The following is an 18,661-nucleotide window of genomic DNA, read 5'->3' as shown; positions in this document are numbered from 1 at the left end:
CTTGTGGCGGTGATCATCTGTTGCTTCGTCCTGGCAACGGGCTATATCGCTTTCGTCATTGCCGAGCGGCAAACCGCTCTGCAGAAGTTTGCCCGCTATAACGATTCGTGGGCTGTCAGCCAGACCGTGGCGGAATATCTTCGTCTTCAGAATAAGCTCGCCGTATTCGCGCTGAGCCCGGGCAAGCTTGATCGGGACGAACTGCAGCTGCGTCTGGACATCATGCTCAGCCGCCTGGAGCTTTTGAAGCAAGGCAATCTGGGGGCTTTCATCAATGAAAAACAGCAGTGGCGGGAACTCGTAGCCCAGCTTGACGCCGTTCTGGCGCGTCTGGAACAGCAGATGAACAGTCTGGAACCGGCGGATGTTCCGGATCTGCTCTCGTCCATGAGCGCGCTCGATGCGCCGATGACGACACTGGCCTCGTCATCAGTGGCCTATGATGTCAATCTCATCGATACGGCCCATGAGGATGTCCGCAAGCTGCACATCGTCTATACCGCGTTGGCGGGTGGCCTCATCCTGTGCGGCATCGCGCTGGTCATATTGCTGCTTCGTCAGAACGACCTGCTGAACCGGGCGCAGAAGAGCATGCGCGGCCTGACGGACGATCTGCGCGCCGCAACGCTGGAGCTGCAGGCGAAAAATGTACGGCTGGAACATGACGCCTATCACGACGCGCTGACGGGGCTGCCCAACCGGTCCCTGTTCCGCCAGGAACTGATCGAGAGGTTGCGTCGGTCCTTTGGCGGCACAGGAACGACAGCGATCCTTCTGCTTGATCTCGACGGATTCAAGGACGTCAACGATACGCTTGGCCACGATGCGGGAGACGCGTTGCTCCAGGCTGTGGCGCAGCGGCTTTCGGCGATCGGCGGAGATTACGACATGGTGTGCCGGCTGGGCGGCGACGAATTCGCCGTGGTGTCCGATGATCTTAACGAGGACACGGCCCGCCGCCTTGCCTCCAAGCTCATCGACCAGATCAGCCGCACCTACCAGCTTGGCGAGCAGGAAGTCAAAATCGGCACCTGCATCGGCATCGCCATATCGCATGGCACAGTCGATGCGGATGAATTGTTCAAGCGCGCGGATCTGGCGCTTTATGAGGCGAAAGCCATCGGCCCGGGCCGGGCGAGTGTTTTCAAGGTCCGTATGCAGAAGCAGCTGACCGAAAAGAAATCCTTCGAGGCCGATCTGCAGACCGCACTGCAGAACGATGAGATGGAAGTCTATTATCAGCCGCAGGTGGCGACTCAGACACGCAAGCTCTGCGGTTTCGAGGCACTTCTGCGCTGGAAGCATCCTGTGCGGGGGGATGTGCCGCCCAGCGTGTTCATTCCCGTTGCGGAACGAACCGGCCTTATTCATTCGCTCGGGAAATGGGTGATGGAGACTGCCTGCCGTGAAGCGATGGGCTGGGACGAGGACATGAAAGTGGCGGTCAATCTGTCGCCGGTTCAGTTTCACAGCACCAACCTCATCCAGAACGTCATGGGTGCTCTTCAAAAAAGCGGCCTGGAGCCGAGCCGGCTTGAGCTTGAGATCACCGAATCGATCCTGCTGAACAAGAGCGACCAGACGATCAATACGCTGACCCGGCTGAAGGATGTCGGCATCAAGATCGCCATGGATGATTTTGGCACAGGTTATTCCTCGCTCGCGAATTTGCGCGGCGTACCCTTCGACAAGATCAAGATCGACCGGTCCTTCCTGCGCGATATTACCAGCGATCGCGACGCGCTGGCGATCGTCGAATTTGTGGTCGGGGTGGGACGCAGTCTGCGGATGACCACGATTGCCGAAGGCATCGAGACGGAAGAGCAATATGAATGCGTCAGACGTCTGGGTTGCGATCAGGTGCAGGGTTATCTGATCAGCAGGCCGTTGCCGGCCAAGGAACTGGTGTTCTGGAGTTCCGTCTGAAATCCTCGTTTTCGCACCATCGCAAGCGTATCGAAATTTTAACCGGATGCATTGGTTCCTGCTAAAACCGATACCGGTTGCCGCAGCGATGCTGTAGAGCATTCCCGGTCGATACGGGATCGTTCCGGTGAAACGACCGGGTTTTGCGAAAAGGCTTGAGACATGGAAATACTGGACGTGCATGGAGTTGCCCTGCCTCTTTCTTCCGATGAGGTATCGCCCGTCATCTGGCAGGCGCTGACCGACGGCAGCTATGAGGCGAAAGAGGCCCGCAGCGTCCTGAAAGCCATCAAGCCCGGCGACCGCGTGTTGGAACTGGGGTCCGGAATCGGCATCATTACCTCCATCATCGCCGGCATAGACGATGTTTCGGTGTGGGCTTTCGAGGCCAACCCTTCGACGGCGGCGCTAGCAGAGCGGGTGCTCAAGGCCAATTGCCGTGGCAATGTCGTGTTTTCGCAGGGGCTTCTCACCGCCGATGCGCCGAGCACCTATCCTTTCTATGTCCGCAAGGATCTCTGGATGTCCTCCATGGACGAAAATCAGGGGCCTTATGAACAGCGCATCGAAATCTCTTCCGAAAATATCGACGAGTTCATCGCCAGCCACGGCATTACTGCCCTCGTGATGGATATTGAAGGTGCCGAACGCGACCTGCTTGGCAGGGCCAAGCTTACCGGTGTAGAGCGGATATTCGTGGAGCTGCACGACCATCTTTATGGCCTCGCCGGGGTTCGCGATATCATGCAGGCGCTGACGGCCAAGGGCTATGCCTATGATCCGCGCGGTTCCCGCGGGCCCTGCGTGTTGTTCTCCAACGATGACAGCCCCAGGGAATACGATCCCGACGTGGACTGAAAATAAGGGTCGCCCAAGAGGTGATTGAATTCACGGAACCGTCTGCCTATCCTCTCGTTCTCACTGCAGAGTGAGGGCGCGGAGCGGTTCGATGCGTGTGCAGACATGCGGATCGAAAAGATAATTTCATTAACAGCAATTCATTGCCAATTATTGTTGCAATTGTCGCAACCGTTGTCCTGCGTCATCATCCCTCCATCAAACCGGCGCACAACTGACGCCGCACCGGAAGATGCCAACGCAACCGAAGGAGAATGATCATGGGCTTTGTAAAGACGACAGACGGAACCGAAATCTTCTACAAGGACTGGGGCCCGAAGGATGCCCAGCCCATCATGTTTCATCACGGCTGGCCGCTCTCTTCCGATGACTGGGATGCGCAGATGCTGTTCTTTCTCTCCAAGGGTTTTCGCGTCGTCGCCCATGACCGTCGTGGCCATGGCCGGTCCGCCCAGGTTGCCGACGGTCACGACATGGATCACTACGCCGCCGACGCCTTTGCCGTCGTCGAGGCGCTCGATCTGAAGAACGCCGTACATATCGGCCACTCCACCGGCGGTGGCGAAGTGGCGTGTTATGTCGCTAAACATGGCGAACCCGCCGGCCGCGTTGCCAAGGCCGTGCTCGTTTCCGCCGTGCCGCCGCTGATGCTCAAGACCGCGGCCAACCCTGAAGGCCTGCCGATGGAGGTTTTTGACGGCTTCCGCTCGGCACTTGCCGCAAATCGCGCGCAATTCTTCCGCGATGTGCCGTCCGGCCCGTTCTACGGTTTCAACCGTGATGGTGCGGCCGCTCAGGAAGGCGTGATCCAGAACTGGTGGCGGCAGGGCATGATGGGCGGCGCAAAGGCTCACTACGATGGTATCAAGGCTTTTTCAGAAACCGACCAGACCGAAGACCTGAAGGTGATCAGTGTTCCGACGCTGGTACTGCACGGCGAAGACGACCAGATCGTGCCGATTGCCGACTCCGCGCTGAAATCGGTAAAGCTGCTGAAAAACGGCACGCTGAAGACCTATCCCGGTTTCTCGCACGGCATGCTGACCATCAATGCCGATGTGCTGAACGCCGATCTTCTGGCCTTCATCAAGGGCTGATCTTTGGGCGAAAGGGAATGCGGCTTCATTCGAGGCCGCGTTTCGTATTTTGGGTCAATCCAGACGCGCGAGCCAGTCGCTACGATATGAACCAAGCCCGGCAATGCTATCAGGAGCGAAATGACGCTCCCGGCCGGCAAGCGGCCTGATACCGGTGAGGAGTGCGGCGCCCGCGCTGGTGCCCGTGGAACCGCCGACGGCGATCACCTCCGCATCGGCAAAACCCGCCAGCGCCTTGAGATAAAGCGCATTGCTGGCAAATGGGCCTTCAACCAGCACCGGGCCTTTTCGCCCGATCAGCGAAAGACTGAACTCCGTCATAAGCGCAAGATAAAGGGATGCTGCCGCGTGCCGTTCCGCGACCGTGGCATTGTCGTCATTGATCCAGCGCGCCGTTTTGCCGGGGAAGGGGCCGGAACCGCCGACGACGCTGGGCAACAGCATCATGCCCTTGGCCAGCACACCACTAAGCGTGGCTTCGATCTCGTCGTCCGGCGCAGGCCCGAATTGCTGCGTCAGCATTTCATACTCCCTGCCGCCCATGAAGCGGGACGACGGAACGGGGCGTCCGAGAGCATCGACATTCAACAGCGTGTCACGGGCGGGGTCCAGCGCATCCACTGTGCCGCCGATGGCGAAATTCACCACCCATGTACCGGTGGAAACGACCGAAAAATCGCCCTGCCGGCGCAACAGATGCGGCAGGAGGGATGCGTTGGAATCGTGGATGCCGCAATAGACGGACACATCCGGAGACAGACCGGCTTCCTGTGCCAGTGACGTGCGAACTGGCCCAAGCACATCGAAAGCGGAGCGCACTGGCGCCATCAATTGCTCGATGCCGAGACGTTCGACCAGCGAGGAGAAGGTTTTCCGCCGAGGGTTCCAGAGGTCCGTGTGGCAACCAAGCGAAGTCGTTTCGGTGGCGTGAATGCCGGTCAGCCGCCCCGCCCAATATTGCGCATAGGTGACGATGCTGCGTACCCTGGCGAAGTCATCTGGAAAGGCCGCTTTCTGGAAATGGATTTGCGCGCCGAGGTTCAGCCCGGCGGGCAGTTGTGGCGAGCCGGTTTCTGAAAAATCGGGTCTGAGGCCAAGATAGGCCTCCTGAATAGCCGTGGGATAGCTGTGCTCATAATCCAGCACCGGCATGGCAAGATCGCCGTTGCCATCGAGAAGGGCCGCTGCCGCGCCATGGGTGGTGATGGAAATCGCGTCGAAACCCGGCTCACGGTCAAATCGGCGAAGCGAGGCGAGAATGAAGCTCCAGAGCATTTCCACATCGTAATGCGGATAAATGCCGTCGCGAAGGACCGGGTTCGTCCGTCGGTCGCTGGCAATCTCTTCTCCAGTGCCGGTGTCGATAATGACGACCTTGGCATTGGTCTTGCCGATATCGATGACCGCGATGCGGCCGGGTATGATTGGATCGCTCATGGCAGATGGAACACCGGCACGAGGTCTTTCACGACTGGCGAATTGTCGGGATTGCTCTCCATGATATCGGCCATATGCGCCCACCATTTTTTCATCACGGGATTTTCGGGCAAGGATGCCATGCCGTGGTTCTTCGGGCGTGTCAGCACGCCGAACAGAATGTTGGTTTCCGGGTCGAGATGGATGGAATAATCGCTCACACCCGCTTCATGCAGCAGCGCGACAAGTTCCGGCCATATCTCGTCATGGCGTTTTTTGTATTCCGCCTGCTTGCCGGGAAAGAGTTTCATCTTGAAGGCGTGTTTTTCGAATTCCGGCATGGCTCAGCCTCTCATGGCTCTAAGGCGGCGAACGACGATGGGGATGGCGATGGTGATGATCAAAAGCAGGCCGACGAAAATCGACATGACGATACCAGGCACATTCAGCAGCCCGAGACCGAATGTGACGAGGCCCATGACGAAGGCGGCGATGACGACGCCGGCAATGGTGCCGGAGCCGCCGAGAATGGAGACGCCGCCCAGCACCACCATGGTCACCACCTCAAGCTCCCAGCCCTGAGCAATCGACGGGCGGGTGGAGCCGAGCCGCGAGGTGAGGCAGACGGCGGCGATGCCGCTCATCAGGCCGGTGAGCAGGAAGAGGATGAACTTCACGCGCTCGACGGGGATGCCGGAAAAACGGGCCGCGAAGGGATTGGTGCCGATGACATAGACCTGCCGGCCGAAATTGGTGGCATGCAGCAGAATGGCGAAGAGGACGGCCATGACGATGAACAGCACAAATTCGAAAGAGATGACGGAGATCACGTAACCCTGTCCGAAATAGGCGAAATCGGCCGGATATTTGCCATAGGCCTGATCACCCAGCACCATATAGGAGATGCCGCGAAACAGGCTCATCGTGCCGATGGTGACGACGATGGATGGCAGTTTCAGTCCCGCAACGAGAAAGCCGTTGAAAGCCCCGCACAAAACTCCGGTGCCGATGCCGATGGCGACGAGGCCGGGTGTGCCGACACCCATCTGCACCGCCGCACCCATGGCGGTGGAGGCGAGCGCGATGATGGCGGCGACGGACAGATCGATTTCACCGGCAATGATCAGAAGCGCCATGGCAAAGGCGATGATCGCCTTTTCGGTGAAGTTGAAGGTTGCGTCGGAGAGGTTCCAGGCATTGAGGAAATAGGGCGAGGCGAGCGAATTGGCGATGAAGATGAGGATCGCAACGCCAAGCAGCAACACTTCCCAGCTGGCCATGACCCGGCGCAGCGGCGTACCGAGCTTGTCGGGGATAACACGTGGGCTCTGTGCCGGTTGAGACATCGGGCTCATGCTGCGGCCTCCTTGGCCTGATCGGCTGCCGCCCGGTCACGCAGGATGATGCGGCCTTTTCGAGCTTCGGCGCGGGCGTTGAAAACGACGGCAAGCACGATCACCACGCCTGATATCGCCATCTGCGCGAAGGGTGAGATGCCGATGACGGGCAGGGCGTTCTTGATGACGCCGAGAAACAGCGCGCCGAGCACCGCCCCCGCCACCGAGCCGATGCCGCCGGCAATCGAGATGCCGCCGATCACATTGGCCGCCACGCTATCCAGTTCGAAACCGGCGGCGATATCTACATAGGCAACGGCATAACGCGAGACCCAGAGATAGCTTGCGAGACCAGCGAGCGCCCCCGAGAGTACGAACGCGAAGAAGCGCGTGCGGCCGACATCGATGCCCGCATAGACGGCAGCACCGGGATTGCCGCCTGACGCATAGGCTGAGCGACCGAAGGAGGTGCGGCTGAGCACCAGCCAGGCACCGGCGATGATAAGGATCGCCACCCATGAAAGAACCGGCATGCCGAGCACCACGGTGCGTGGGACATTGAGGAAAGTGGGCGAAAGCTGGTGCGCATTCACCCACCCGCCGCCCGAGAGCACGAAGGCCATGCCGCGATAGATGGTGAGTGTGCCGAGCGTGACGACGATGGGCGGAATGCCGAGCCACCAGACCAGTACGCCGTTAAGCGAGCCGAGAAACGCACCGATGCCGACCGCCATGACGATCAGAAGCGGCAGCGGAATGCCAGGAAATGCGGCATTGGTCATCGCCACCGCCATGCCGGTGAAGGCGAGATTGGCGGCAACCGAAAGATCGATGGATTTGGTGAGAATGACCGCCATCTGGCCAAGCGCCAGAATGATGAGGATCGAGGTATCGTTGAAGATGTTAACCAGATTGGCCGGTCGGCTGAAACCGGGGGCGCGCAGCGCAAAACCGGCGATCATGATGATGATGATGCCTGCCAGCAGCCATTCGCGATTTTTGAGGAAACGTTGCATGGTTTTGCCCCTCTCAGGCGTTGCCGGTGGCGGCGCGCACCAGCTTTTCCGGAGAAAAATCGGCGCGTTCGAACTGACCCGCCATCAGGCCTTCACGCATGACGATGGCGCGGTCGGACATGCCGAGGATTTCGGGAAGTTCGGATGAAATCATGATGATGGAAAGCCCTTCGGCCGCAAGCTCGCTGATGAAGCCATGCACGGCGGCCTTGGAGCCGATATCGATGCCCTTTGTGGGCTCGTCGAGAATGATGACCTTGGGCTGGGTGGCGAGCCACTTGCCGATCACCACCTTCTGCTGGTTACCGCCCGAAAGCGTGCCGACTGGAACGGAGAGTGCAGCCGCCCGCAGATCGAGACGGGACGCATATTTGCGTGCCAGCGCGAATTCATTGGCGGCCGCCAGAAACCCCTTGCGCGAGGTGCGCGTGAGCGAAGGCAGCGACATGTTCTGATAGATCGGCATGTCCAGCGCCAGACCGTGGCGGCCACGTTCTTCAGGCACATAAACGATGCCGGCACGGATCGCGTCCTCAGGCGAACGGATGGTGAGCGGCTGGCCGTTCAGCGTTACTTCTCCCGAAGCCGGACGGGTGATACCGAACAGCGACTGGCAGAGTTCGGAGCGGCCGGCGCCGATCAACCCATAAAGGCCAAGAATTTCACCCTTGCGCAGTTCCAGCGAAATATCGCGGAATTCCGTCTGGTGCGAATAATCGCGGACCGACAAAACCGTTGGGCCCAGCGTGACGGGCTGCTTGGGGAAGGCGTTCGTCACGTCGCGGCCAACCATCAGGCGCACGATCTCGTCCTGTGGCGTGGCTGCCAGATTGCCGGCGCCAACCATCTTGCCGTCACGAAAAACAGCGTAGTTCTCGGCGATTTCATAGACTTCATCGAACTTGTGGCTGATGAAGAGGATCGCCTTGCCCTGCCGCTTGAGGTTTTCGACGATGCGGAAGAGATCGTCGATCTCCTTGCGGGAAAGCGCGGCCGTCGGCTCGTCCATGATCACGATGCGCGCCTCGACCGACAACGCCCTGGCGATGGCCACGAGGTGACGCTGGGCAATGGACAGGTCTTTCAGCCGGATGGACGGATCGATGGTGCTTTCGAGCTGTTCCAGCAGAACTCTGGCGCGCGTATTGATTGTCTTCCAGTCGATCAGGCCGAAACGGCCTTTTGGCGCATGGCCGAGGAAGATGTTCTCGCCGACCGAAAGCTCGTCAAACAGCACGGTTTCCTGATGAATGGCGGTGACGCCGGCATCGATGGCGTCCTGCGCGCCGTGGAAGGTCACGGCCGTGCCGTCCAGCAGGATTTCGCCTTCGTTCGGGCGGTAGATGCCGGTGAGGATTTTGACGAGCGTGGATTTGCCCGCGCCGTTCTCGCCGATCAGCGCGGTGACCTTGCCGGGGTAAAGCGCGATATCGACGCCATCCAGCGCCTTCACGCCGGGGAATATCTGGCTGATGCCGCGCATTTCGAGAATGGGCGTTGAATTTGAAGCGTCGGCAATGTCTAAAATTTTCGTTTCGATACGCATCATCCGTCTTACCGGTCAGTTTGATTGAAGCGACGAGGGGCACCCCCCTCTGCCCTGCCGGGCATCTCCCCCTCAAGGGGGGAGATCGATATGCGGCACCGTTGAGGCCATCACTAAAGTTGAGAGTGAGCGAGCGTTATCGTCCAGCCGATCTCCCCCCTTTAGGGGGAGATGCCCGGCAGGGCAGAGGGGGTAGCCTCCGCACCGCCGGATATTGCTCAGATCAGAAAATCTTCGAGAACTGATCAATATTCTTCGCGTAATAAACGAACGGATCGGCCATGGCCGCTTCGCTGTTTTCACCGACCTTGATCTTGCCCATGCGGCCGGCTTCGATTTCCGAGCCCGGCTTGCCGTCGGCTTCACCCTTCACAAGGCGGTAGGCGATCTGGGTGGCGGAGTAACCGAGGTCGATCGGGTTCCAGATGGCGAATTCCTTGGTGGCGCCGGACTTGATGGCGCCGGCCATTTCCGACGGCAGGCCAAGGCCGGTCACGAAGACTTGACCGATCTTGCCGGCATCCTTCACGGCCTGCGAAGCAGCGAGAACGCCAACCGTCGTCGGCGCGACGATGACCTTCACATTCGGCTGCGAGGAGAGCAGGCCCTGCGCTTCGCGATAGCTCTTGTCGGCAAGGTCGTCACCGTAAACTGTCGTGACGAGGTTGAGGCCGGGGAAATCCTTCAGCTGCTTCTTCATCTCGTCGATCCAGATATTCTGGTTCGTGGAGGTGGTGGTGGCCGAAAGAATGGCGAAGTCACCCTTGCCGCCTTCCAGATGCGATGCGGCGAGCTGCAGGCACATCTTGCCGATCAGCGCGTTGGACGAAGGGTTGAGCTGGAGAATGCGGCCTTCAGGCGCGACGCCGGAATCCCAGGAAATGACCTTGATGCCGCGCTGCGCCGCCTTTTTCAGTGCCGGAACAACCGCGTCGGGGTCGTTGGCGGAGATTGCGATGGCGTCGACACCCTGCGCGATCAGCGAATTGATGACTTCGATCTGGCCTTCCGCCGTGGTGCTGGTCGGACCGGTATAGATGATCTCGACGCCGCCGAGATCCTTCGCGGCCTCTTGCGCACCCTTGTTGGCGGCTTCGAAAAAGCCGTTGCCGAGTGACTTGACCACCAGTGCGATCTTGACGTCTGCTGCCTCAGCAACGCTGCCAAGCCCCGCGACGGAGAGCGCCGCGCTGAGTGCCAAAACGCTGGTCAATGTTCTGCGTGTAAGTTTCATGTCCCTTTTCCTCCCATTTTGAACCTTGTTTTTCCCTCCAGCGCTCCTCAAGCGACTGAAGAAGAATTCTCCTCATCCGGCGGACCGGCGGTTTTTCCCACCGCCACCGCGCCGGCGATCAGCAATTCGACGCCGGCATCTTCCACCATCCTTGCCGCCTCGTCCGAAATCCCGTCATCGGTGATGATGGTCGAGACGTTTTCGAGCGGGCATAAAATCAGGCTGGACCGTTTTCTGAATTTCGAGGAATCGACCATCACGATCAATTCTTCCGCCTGCCGCATCAGCTTCTGTTCGCTCTGGATGACCAGCGCGTCGGATTCCATGATGCCAAGCGCGCCCACGCCCTGCGCGCCGAGAAAAATCCGCCGCGCATAAAAATTGCGGATCGCGTCGTTCTCGAAGGGCGACAGGATAAGGCTCTGGTCGCGATAGATCGCGCCGCCCGGCACGCTGACATTGCATTTGGAATGCTTGACCAGATGCTCGGCAATCGCGAAGGAATTGGTCATCACCTGCAGGCGGCGCGCCGCCATGTAATGCACCATCTGGAATGTGGTCGTGCCGCCATTCAGGATAATGGCATCGCCATCATTGCAGAGATCGACCGCCTTGCGCGCAATTGCGCGTTTCTTGTCGATATTGACCGATTCGGACACGCGGAATGGCCGTGCGGCCAGATTTCCGAGCTGCGGCGGATGCACCGCTTCCGCCCCGCCCCGCACACGCCGCAACTTGCCCTGAACATGCAAAGACGCGATATCCCGGCGGATCGTCGCTTCCGACGCATCCGTGAGTTCAGCAATATCCTGCACCGTCACAACAGCTTTTTCCTGTGTGGCGCTCAAGATGATGCGATGGCGTTCGCGTTCGTGCATGGGGTCCTCCTGATTGTGATTATTCGCAATCTCTTTATGTTGTCAATCAAGAACGATCAAATTAATCAATATCGCGCTGCAACATGAAAATTTATGATCGTTTTTGATTGACATTGTGCTTTTGGATGCGCGATACCTGCCATCAAAGGAGGCGGGCCGAGATCGGCTCCGCGAATGCAGACAGATATTGGGAGGAAGACATGACGGGAACATCCCGCCTTCTCGAAAGCCGTTGGGACGATGCCTATGCCAAAACGCTCGATGAGCCCGGCAAGCTGCTTTATCGCTCCAATCTCTTGGGTGCCGACAAGCGCATCACCAATTATGGCGGCGGAAACACATCCGCGAAGGTGCTTGAGACCGATCCGCTGACGGGCGAGAAGGTCCGCGTCATGTGGGTGAAAGGCTCCGGCGGCGATGTCGGCACCATCAAGCTTGATGGTTTTGCGACGCTTTATCTCGACAAGCTGGAAGCGCTGAAGGGCATTTATAAAGGTGTCGCAGACGAAGACCGCATGGTCGGCTTCCTGCCGCATTGCACCTTCAACCTCAATCCGCGCGCGGCTTCCATCGATACGCCGCTGCACGGTTTCGTGCCTTATGATCATGTCGATCACATGCATCCGGATGCGATCATTGCGATTGCCGCCTCGAAGAATTCGAAGGAACTGACGCAGCAGATCTTTGGCGATGACATCGGCTGGCTGCCCTGGCGTCGCCCCGGTTTCCAGCTCGGTCTCGATCTCGAAGCTTTCGTCAAGGCCAATCCCAAGGCCAAGGGCGTGGTGCTGGAAAGCCACGGCCTGTTCACCTGGGATAATGACGCCAAGGCGTGTTACGAACTGACGCTCGCCATCATCAACAAGGCGATCGAATGGTTTGCGGCAAAGACCGAAGGCAAGACGATTTTCGGCGGCGCGGTGGCGAAAAGCCTGCCGCTTGCCGAACGCCGTGCGATTGCCGCCCGGCTGATGCCGGAAATTCGTGGCCGCATTGGCCGCGAAGAGCGCAAGCTCGGCCATTTCGATGATCAGGATGCGGTTCTGGAATTCGTCAATTCGAAAGATCTGAAGCCGCTCGGTGCGCTCGGTACATCCTGCCCGGACCACTTCCTGCGCACGAAAATCCGCCCGCTGATCCTTGATCTCGATACGGCAAATCCCGATGTGGATGCGTTGATGGCCGGTCTCGACAAGGCGCTTGATGTCTATCGCGCCGACTACAGCCGTTATTACGAGGCGTGCCGCCACGATAATTCGCCCAAGATGCGCGATCCGAACCCGGTGATTTTCCTGATCCCCGGCGTCGGCATGCTGTCTTTCGCCAAGGACAAGGCCACCGCTCGCATAGCCGGTGAGTTTTACGTCAACGCCATCAACGTCATGCGCGGCGCTTCCACCGTCTCCGAATATCAGGGCCTGCCGGAGCAGGAAGCCTTCGATATCGAATATTGGCTGCTGGAAGAAGCGAAGTTGCAGCGTATGCCGAAGCCGAAAAGCCTTGCCGGTCGCGTGGCCTTCGTCACCGGCGGTGCCGGCGGCATTGGCCGGGCAACGGCGGAACGGCTGGCGGGCGAGGGCGCCTGCGTGGTTCTGGCGGATATTGACGAGGCGGCGCTGGAGGCTGCCAAGGGCGATTTCGTCAAGCGTTACAGCGCTGACGCGGTGCGTAGCGTCAAGCTGGACGTGACGCAGGAAGACGCCGTCATTTCCGCCTTCGCGGAAGCGAGCGTGGAATTTGGCGGCGTGGATATTCTCGTCTCCAATGCCGGTATCGCGTCCTCTGCGCCGGTGGAAGACACCACGCTTGCCATGTGGAACAAGAATATCGATATTCTCGCCACGGGTTATTTCCTCGTCTCGCGGGAGGCGTTCCGGTTGCTGCGGCGTCAAAATCTCGGCGGCAACGTCGTCTTCGTCGCCTCGAAAAACGGCCTTGCCTCTTCGCCCAATGCGTCGGCCTATTGCACGGCGAAGGCTGCGGAAATCCATCTCGCCCGTTGCCTTGCGCTCGAAGGCGCGGAGGCGGGCATTCGCGTCAACACCGTCAATCCCGACGCCGTGTTGCGTGGTTCGAAAATCTGGAACGGCGAGTGGCGCGAGCAGCGTGCGGCTTCGTCCAAGATCGAGGTGACCGATCTGGAGGAACATTATCGCAAGCGCTCGATGCTGAAGCTCAATGTGTTCCCGGAAGATATCGCCGAGGCGATCTATTTCCTGGCGTCAGATGCTTCCGCCAAATCGACCGGCAACATCATCAATGTCGATGCCGGTAACGCGCAGAGCTTCACGCGATAATATGGGACGGTGACAGGCGGCGGCAGCGCCGCCATGACCGGGGAGGAAGACATGACCGAGACGAAAATCGCCGCCGATGTGATCGCGGCAGAAAACGACAAACGCGCCGCCGCGCTGAAGGATGATTATCAGGCGCTGGGCAATCAGCTTGCACGTCGAAATATCGATGTCGATGCGGTCACGGCCAAGGTGGCGGAGTTTTTCGTCGCCGTGCCCTCCTGGGGCGTCGGCACCGGCGGCACCCGCTTTGCACGGTTTCCGGGCACGGGGGAGCCACGCGGCATTTTCGACAAGCTGGATGATTGCGCTGTCATCAACCAGCTGACGCGCGCCACGCCGAATGTCTCCCTGCATATTCCATGGGATAAGGAAGACCCGAAACGGCTTAAAGCCCATGCCGATGCGCTGGGTCTCGGCTTCGACGCCATGAATTCCAATACGTTTTCGGATGCGCCGGGCCAGAGCCATTCCTACAAATACGGTTCGCTCAGCCACACCGATGCCGCCACGCGCCGGCAGGCCGTGGAGCACAACATCGAATGTATCGAGATCGGCAACGCCATCGGCTCCAAGGCGCTGACGGTGTGGGTGGGTGACGGCTCCAACTTCCCCGGTCAGAGCAACTTCACCAGAAGCTTCGAGCGTTATCTCGCCGGCATGGCCGATATCTACAAGGCGCTGCCGGATGACTGGCGCATCTTTTCCGAACACAAGATGTATGAGCCGGCCTTCTATTCCACCGTCGTGCAGGACTGGGGCACCAATTACCTGATCGCCAATACGCTCGGCGAAAAGGCCTTCTGCCTCGTCGATCTCGGCCATCATGCGCCCAACACCAATATTGAGATGATCGTCGCCCGGCTGATCCAGTTCGGCAAGCTCGGCGGTTTCCACTTCAACGACAGCAAATATGGCGATGACGATCTGGATGCAGGCTCAATCGAACCCTACCGCCTGTTCCTCGTTTTCAACGAGCTTGTCGATGCCGAACACCGCGGCGTGAAGGGTTTCCATCCCGCTCATATGATTGACCAGTCGCATAATGTGACGGACCCGATTGAAAGCCTGATCTCCAGCGCCAATGAAATTCGTCGCGCCTATGCGCAGGCGCTGCTGGTCGATCGCGCAGCTCTGGATGGCTATCAGCAGGAAAATGATGCGCTGCTGGCTTCCGATACGCTGAAACGGGCTTACCGCACCGATGTTGAGCCGATCCTCGCGCAGGCCCGGCAATTGGCTGGGGGTGCAATCGACCCCATTGCGGCCTATCGGGCGAGCGGCTATCGCAAGCGGGTGGCGGCGGAACGACCTGCCTCGGTTGGTGGCAGCGGTGGGATTGTGTAGTCGCTCGCTTTGCTGGATGTGAAAAGCCTGCGATCAGGCCGAGTACACCGCTGAGAGCTGACAGCGTCGCGCCTCAACCTCTCCTTCGTCGCCCTCGGGCTCGACCCGAGGATGACGTCGAGTTTTGGTCAGGGCGTTGTCCAGCACATCAGCCCGGTTCCCTCACTCCCCCGAACGCGACGGCTTGCGAACCTGAAACGTATGCTCAGGCCCCGGAAACGCGCCGGAGCGCACCTCATCGGCATAGTCCCTGGCTGCATCCGAAATCGCCGCACCAAGATCGGCAAAACGTTTAACGAATTTCGGTTTGAAGTCGGTGAAGAGGCCGAGCATGTCGTCGGAAACGAGCACCTGCCCATCGCAGGCCGGCGATGCGCCGATGCCGATGGTGGGGACGGAAAGTTTCTCGGTCAGCTCTCGGGCAAGCGGCTCGACGGTGCCTTCCACGACGATGGCGAAGGCGCCCGCCTGATCGACAGCAATCGCATCTCGCCAGATTTTCTGCGTTTCCGCTTCCGAATGGCCGAGCGAGCGGAAGCCGCCGGCGGTGTGGACAAGCTGCGGCATCAGCCCGACATGGCCAAAGACAGGAATGCCACGGGCCACGAGGAAGGCGATTGTCTCCGCCATTTCCTCGCCGCCTTCCAGCTTCACGCCGTCGCAGCCGGTGTCCTGCATCAGCCGCACCGCGTTGCGGAAGGCCTGTTCCTTGGATTCCTGATAGGTGCCAAAGGGAAGGTCGACGATAACGCAGGCTCGGTTGACGCCGCGCATGACGGCGCGGCCGTGGGCGATCATCATGTCCAGTGTGACACCAACCGTCGTGTCCATGCCGTAAAGCACCATGCCCAGGGAATCTCCCACCAGCAGCAGGTCGCAATGCGGATCGAGCAGGCGGGCGATCGGCGTCGTATAGGCGGTGAGGCAAACGATGCGCGTCTCACCTTTCATCTGCCGGATGGAGGCCGTCGTCAGCCGCTTCAGTTTTCCATGGGTGCTCATCGTGCGGCCTCCTGTTGATTGGTTTTGTCGCGGCCGATGACGCGGTTGTCGAGAAGGCGCGTGCTGCCGAAGCGCACGAACAGCGCCACCAGTACGGGGCCTGCCTGCACGGAGGTAACCGGCGCCAGCGTATCGGGATCGCGCACCGCAACGACCTCCGGCGAAGCCAATGGCTCAGCGGCGATGAACTTTTCTATCGCCGCTTCCAGGGCGGCGGGATCATCAAGGCCTTGGTCATAAAGCCGGTTAGCTTCTTCAAGCGCGCGCGGCACGATCACCGCGGCAGCACGTTGCTCGGGGGTCAGATAGACATTGCGCGAGGAGCAGGCGAGACCATCCGCCTCACGCACCGTCGCGACCGGCACGACCCGCACCGGCTGGGCAAGGTCTTCGACCATGCGGCGGATCAACGTCACTTGCTGATAGTCCTTTTCGCCGAAATAGGCCGCGTCCGGCTGGACGAGGTTAAAAAGCTTGGTCACGACGGTGGTGACGCCGGCAAAATGCCCCGGCCGCACCGCGCCTTCCAGCTGGCTGCCCAGTTCGGGCACATCCACGACGGTTGACATCGGGCGCGGATACATCTCCGTTACCTCGGGCGCGAACAGAATATCGACGCCCGCCTCTTCCAGCAACGCGCTGTCGCGGGCGAGGTCACGCGGGTAACGCGCCAGATCCTCATTCGCGCCGAATTGCAGCGGGTTGACGAAGATGGAAACCACCGTCACGTCGTTCTCTGCCTTGGCTTTGGCAACGAGTGTGAGGTGGCCGATATGGAGAAAACCCATAGTCGGCACAAAGCCGACAGTCTTGCCTTCGCGGCGAAAGGCGGAAATCGCATCCCGCAATTCGGTGACGGTTTTTACAAGGCGCATAGGGTCTCCTCCGGCTGCCCGATCACCGTCCGGCGAAAGGTGCTGGATAGAACGCGATTTGCTGAACCGGGTCAACGCGGCTGCGGGCATTATATCGATTAACGCCCCAGGGAGACGACGACTACGGTGAGCGTGCTGCTGTTCAGGATGTGCCTGCCCATACAGGAGGCCGCTTTTCCGCAAAAGCCTGCCGCCCTTCGCGCGCCTCATCGCTGCCGCTGAGGGTGGCGATGGTACTTTCGGCAAAGGCCAGCCGCTCATCGGACGGCATGTCGCGCATCGCCAGCAAGGCTGCCTTTCCGGCTGCGATGGCGCCCGGCGCATTCTGTCGCAGTTTTGCAAGAACATCCTCGATCAAGCGATCGAGTTCGGCCGCAGGTGCTGCGCGATTGATAAGGCCGAGACGCGTTGCCTCGGCAGCACTGACTGGCTGGCCGAGATAGGCCATTTCCTGAAGCCCACTCAACGGTATTTTCGCCAGAAGCTTCGCCGCCACCATGGCAGGGAAAAGCCCGACCAGCACTTCCGGCAGGCCGAATTCGGCGTGATCTGCGGCATAGGCAAGATCGCAGGCGGCAACGAGGCCTAGCCCGCCGGCCAAAACCCGGCCATTGATGCGGGCAATGACGGGTTTTTCGCATCGCTCGATGGCGCGCATCACATCGGCGATCGGGTTTGTTCCATCGCGCGAAAGGAACATGCCCCCCGCGCTTTCCTTGAGATCGGCTCCCGAACAGAAACTGCGGTCTCCCGCTGCCGTTATTACCACGGCGCGCAGGCTATGGTCACCGGATGCAGCGCGGATGGCATCCGTGAGCGCATCCGTCATCGCAGCATTAAGGGCGTTGTGCACCTCGGGCCGGTTGAGCGTCAGCCACAGAACATCCTTGCGTGTCTCACGCAACAACTCATCCGCCATTCAGGTCACCCTCCTGTTTTGCGGCGAGCAACGCTTTTCCGGCGCGTGCCGCGTTCGGCCTGCCGAGATGCCGGCTGATCCAGTCACCGGTCTTCGCTACCGCCATCAGGTCGATACCGGTTCCGATGCCAAGCCCCTGCAGCAGATAAACGACATCTTCGGTGGCGACATTGCCGCTCGCTCCCGGCGCAAAGGGGCAGCCGCCCAGCCCGGCAACGGAACTGTCGAAAACGACGATGCCTTCCTCAAGCGAGGCCAGCACATTGGCGACGCCCTGCCCATAGGTATCATGGAAATGCATGGCGATTTTTTCGCGCGGGATGCGACTCGACACACGCTCGATGACATTGCGAATCCGGCCGGCCGTGCCGATGCCGATCGTATCGCCGAGCGAAATCTCATAGCAGCCCAGCGCGATAAGCGCCTCAGCCATCGCCGCCACCTCATCGGGCGCAACCGTGCCGTCATAGGGGCAGCCGGCGATGCAGGAGACGTAACCGCGCATGCGGATATTTCGGCCAGTTGCGGCCTCTGCGACGTCGTGTAATCGTTCGAGGCTTTCCGCACGCGTGCAACCAATATTATGCTGGCTGAAGCCTTCGGATGCGGAGACGAAAACGGCGATTTCCGTCACGCCGGCTTCAATGGCCGTCTCGAAACCTTTCATATTGGGAACGAGCGCCGGATAGGCTGTGCCTTGCCGCTGTTTCAGGCCCCGAAACACAGCCGCCGAATCCGCCATCTGCGGAACTCTTTTGGGCGACACGAAAGCTCCTGCCTCGACCGCTGGCAAACCGGCTGCGGCAAGTCGTTCGATCAATTCGATCTTGATGGCGGCGGGAACCTCGGCGCTTTCGTTCTGCAGGCCGTCACGCGCGCCCACCTCTACGATCTTCACGCTGCGGGGCCAGTCCAT

At 59.9% G+C, this 18,661-nt stretch carries 16 protein-coding genes; 5 read left to right on the top strand and 11 right to left on the bottom strand.

Annotation, left to right across the window (positions count from 1 at the left end; translation table 11 throughout):
• The first annotated feature begins 3 nt into the window (after positions 1-3).
• The 3 genes from ACQZ5F_RS15450 to ACQZ5F_RS15440 all read left to right on the top strand — a co-directional run bounded on the left by ACQZ5F_RS15450 (position 4) and on the right by ACQZ5F_RS15440 (position 3,881).
• Positions 4-1,926: a putative bifunctional diguanylate cyclase/phosphodiesterase gene (locus ACQZ5F_RS15450; RefSeq protein ID WP_232370444.1), complete on the top strand. Its 1,923-nt coding sequence runs from the start codon at positions 4-6 to the stop codon at positions 1,924-1,926.
• A gap of 162 nt (positions 1,927-2,088) precedes the next feature.
• Entirely contained in the window at positions 2,089-2,784 is a 696-nt protein-coding gene (locus ACQZ5F_RS15445; RefSeq protein ID WP_046801889.1) for an FkbM family methyltransferase, read from the top strand.
• 260 nt (positions 2,785-3,044) lie between these two features.
• Complete coding sequence (locus ACQZ5F_RS15440; RefSeq protein WP_225338665.1) at positions 3,045-3,881, top strand: alpha/beta fold hydrolase; 837 nt, start codon at positions 3,045-3,047, stop codon at positions 3,879-3,881.
• A 54-nt stretch (positions 3,882-3,935) separates the two neighbouring features.
• On the opposite strand, the gene ACQZ5F_RS15435 is transcribed toward ACQZ5F_RS15440, so the two are convergent.
• From ACQZ5F_RS15435 to ACQZ5F_RS15405, 7 genes are all read right to left on the bottom strand, one after another.
• Positions 3,936-5,318 (bottom strand): FGGY-family carbohydrate kinase, encoded by a 1,383-nt coding sequence (locus tag ACQZ5F_RS15435; protein ID WP_225338664.1) that lies wholly within the window; start codon positions 5,316-5,318, stop codon positions 3,936-3,938.
• Positions 5,315-5,638 (bottom strand): L-rhamnose mutarotase, encoded by a 324-nt coding sequence (gene rhaM / locus ACQZ5F_RS15430; RefSeq protein WP_052818881.1) that lies wholly within the window; start codon positions 5,636-5,638, stop codon positions 5,315-5,317. The genes ACQZ5F_RS15435 and rhaM overlap by 4 nt, the downstream gene beginning before the upstream one ends.
• A 3-nt stretch (positions 5,639-5,641) precedes the next feature.
• The gene (locus tag ACQZ5F_RS15425) at positions 5,642-6,652 is read right to left on the bottom strand and encodes an ABC transporter permease (protein ID WP_046801892.1); all 1,011 of its coding nucleotides are present in this window, start codon (positions 6,650-6,652) and stop codon (positions 5,642-5,644) included.
• On the bottom strand, positions 6,649-7,650 hold the full coding sequence (locus ACQZ5F_RS15420; RefSeq protein WP_046801893.1) for an ABC transporter permease: 1,002 nt from the start codon (positions 7,648-7,650) through the stop codon (positions 6,649-6,651). The genes ACQZ5F_RS15425 and ACQZ5F_RS15420 overlap by 4 nt, the downstream gene beginning before the upstream one ends.
• A gap of 13 nt (positions 7,651-7,663) precedes the next feature.
• A complete protein-coding gene (locus ACQZ5F_RS15415; protein ID WP_225338663.1) occupies positions 7,664-9,199 on the bottom strand; it encodes a sugar ABC transporter ATP-binding protein in 1,536 nt (511 codons plus the stop codon).
• A gap of 220 nt (positions 9,200-9,419) precedes the next feature.
• Complete coding sequence (rhaS, locus tag ACQZ5F_RS15410) at positions 9,420-10,430, bottom strand: rhamnose ABC transporter substrate-binding protein (RefSeq protein WP_448730608.1); 1,011 nt, start codon at positions 10,428-10,430, stop codon at positions 9,420-9,422.
• 47 nt (positions 10,431-10,477) lie between these two features.
• Entirely contained in the window at positions 10,478-11,308 is an 831-nt protein-coding gene (locus ACQZ5F_RS15405) for a DeoR/GlpR family DNA-binding transcription regulator (RefSeq protein ID WP_225338662.1), read from the bottom strand.
• Positions 11,309-11,508: 200 nt separating this feature from the next.
• Here ACQZ5F_RS15405 and ACQZ5F_RS15400 point away from each other — a divergent pair, with 200 nt between their 5' ends.
• Together ACQZ5F_RS15400 and rhaI are read left to right on the top strand one after the other, a co-directional pair.
• Positions 11,509-13,605: a bifunctional rhamnulose-1-phosphate aldolase/short-chain dehydrogenase gene (locus tag ACQZ5F_RS15400; RefSeq protein WP_225338661.1), complete on the top strand. Its 2,097-nt coding sequence runs from the start codon at positions 11,509-11,511 to the stop codon at positions 13,603-13,605.
• Between the two features lie 51 nt (positions 13,606-13,656).
• Positions 13,657-14,949, top strand: coding sequence for an L-rhamnose catabolism isomerase (gene rhaI, locus ACQZ5F_RS15395; RefSeq protein ID WP_046801922.1), 1,293 nt, complete (start codon positions 13,657-13,659; stop codon positions 14,947-14,949).
• Between the two features lie 162 nt (positions 14,950-15,111).
• Here rhaI and panB read toward each other — a convergent pair whose 3' ends face one another.
• From panB to ACQZ5F_RS15375, 4 genes are all read right to left on the bottom strand, one after another.
• Entirely contained in the window at positions 15,112-15,951 is an 840-nt protein-coding gene (gene panB / locus ACQZ5F_RS15390; protein ID WP_225338660.1) for a 3-methyl-2-oxobutanoate hydroxymethyltransferase, read from the bottom strand.
• Positions 15,948-16,826 (bottom strand): pantoate--beta-alanine ligase, encoded by an 879-nt coding sequence (panC, locus tag ACQZ5F_RS15385; RefSeq protein ID WP_225338659.1) that lies wholly within the window; start codon positions 16,824-16,826, stop codon positions 15,948-15,950. Before panC ends, panB begins: the two co-directional genes overlap by 4 nt.
• A gap of 142 nt (positions 16,827-16,968) precedes the next feature.
• Complete coding sequence (locus ACQZ5F_RS15380; protein ID WP_225338658.1) at positions 16,969-17,745, bottom strand: enoyl-CoA hydratase-related protein; 777 nt, start codon at positions 17,743-17,745, stop codon at positions 16,969-16,971.
• Positions 17,735-18,661, bottom strand: coding sequence for a hydroxymethylglutaryl-CoA lyase (locus tag ACQZ5F_RS15375; protein ID WP_225338657.1), 927 nt, complete (start codon positions 18,659-18,661; stop codon positions 17,735-17,737). The genes ACQZ5F_RS15380 and ACQZ5F_RS15375 overlap by 11 nt, the downstream gene beginning before the upstream one ends.

It is taken from the genome of Agrobacterium sp. 22-210-1 (assembly GCF_053522525.1).
This window is presented reverse-complemented; position numbering and strand designations above follow the sequence as displayed.

Excerpts from the sequence above, each read along its gene's own strand:
- ACQZ5F_RS15445 (WP_046801889.1), top strand. The coding sequence starts at position 2,089 with ATGGAAATACTGGACGTGCATGGAGTTGCCCTGCCTCTTTCTTCCGAT.
- ACQZ5F_RS15440 (WP_225338665.1), top strand. The coding sequence starts at position 3,045 with ATGGGCTTTGTAAAGACGACAGACGGAACCGAAATCTTCTACAAGGAC.
- ACQZ5F_RS15435 (WP_225338664.1), bottom strand. The coding sequence starts at position 5,318 with ATGAGCGATCCAATCATACCCGGCCGCATCGCGGTCATCGATATCGGC.
- rhaM (WP_052818881.1), bottom strand. The coding sequence starts at position 5,638 with ATGCCGGAATTCGAAAAACACGCCTTCAAGATGAAACTCTTTCCCGGC.
- ACQZ5F_RS15425 (WP_046801892.1), bottom strand. The coding sequence starts at position 6,652 with ATGAGCCCGATGTCTCAACCGGCACAGAGCCCACGTGTTATCCCCGAC.
- ACQZ5F_RS15420 (WP_046801893.1), bottom strand. The coding sequence starts at position 7,650 with ATGCAACGTTTCCTCAAAAATCGCGAATGGCTGCTGGCAGGCATCATC.
- ACQZ5F_RS15415 (WP_225338663.1), bottom strand. The coding sequence starts at position 9,199 with ATGATGCGTATCGAAACGAAAATTTTAGACATTGCCGACGCTTCAAAT.
- rhaS (WP_448730608.1), bottom strand. The coding sequence starts at position 10,430 with ATGAAACTTACACGCAGAACATTGACCAGCGTTTTGGCACTCAGCGCG.
- ACQZ5F_RS15405 (WP_225338662.1), bottom strand. The coding sequence starts at position 11,308 with ATGCACGAACGCGAACGCCATCGCATCATCTTGAGCGCCACACAGGAA.
- ACQZ5F_RS15400 (WP_225338661.1), top strand. The coding sequence starts at position 11,509 with ATGACGGGAACATCCCGCCTTCTCGAAAGCCGTTGGGACGATGCCTAT.
- rhaI (WP_046801922.1), top strand. The coding sequence starts at position 13,657 with ATGACCGAGACGAAAATCGCCGCCGATGTGATCGCGGCAGAAAACGAC.
- panB (WP_225338660.1), bottom strand. The coding sequence starts at position 15,951 with ATGAGCACCCATGGAAAACTGAAGCGGCTGACGACGGCCTCCATCCGG.
- panC (WP_225338659.1), bottom strand. The coding sequence starts at position 16,826 with ATGCGCCTTGTAAAAACCGTCACCGAATTGCGGGATGCGATTTCCGCC.
- ACQZ5F_RS15380 (WP_225338658.1), bottom strand. The coding sequence starts at position 17,745 with ATGGCGGATGAGTTGTTGCGTGAGACACGCAAGGATGTTCTGTGGCTG.
- ACQZ5F_RS15375 (WP_225338657.1), bottom strand. The coding sequence starts at position 18,661 with ATGGACTGGCCCCGCAGCGTGAAGATCGTAGAGGTGGGCGCGCGTGAC.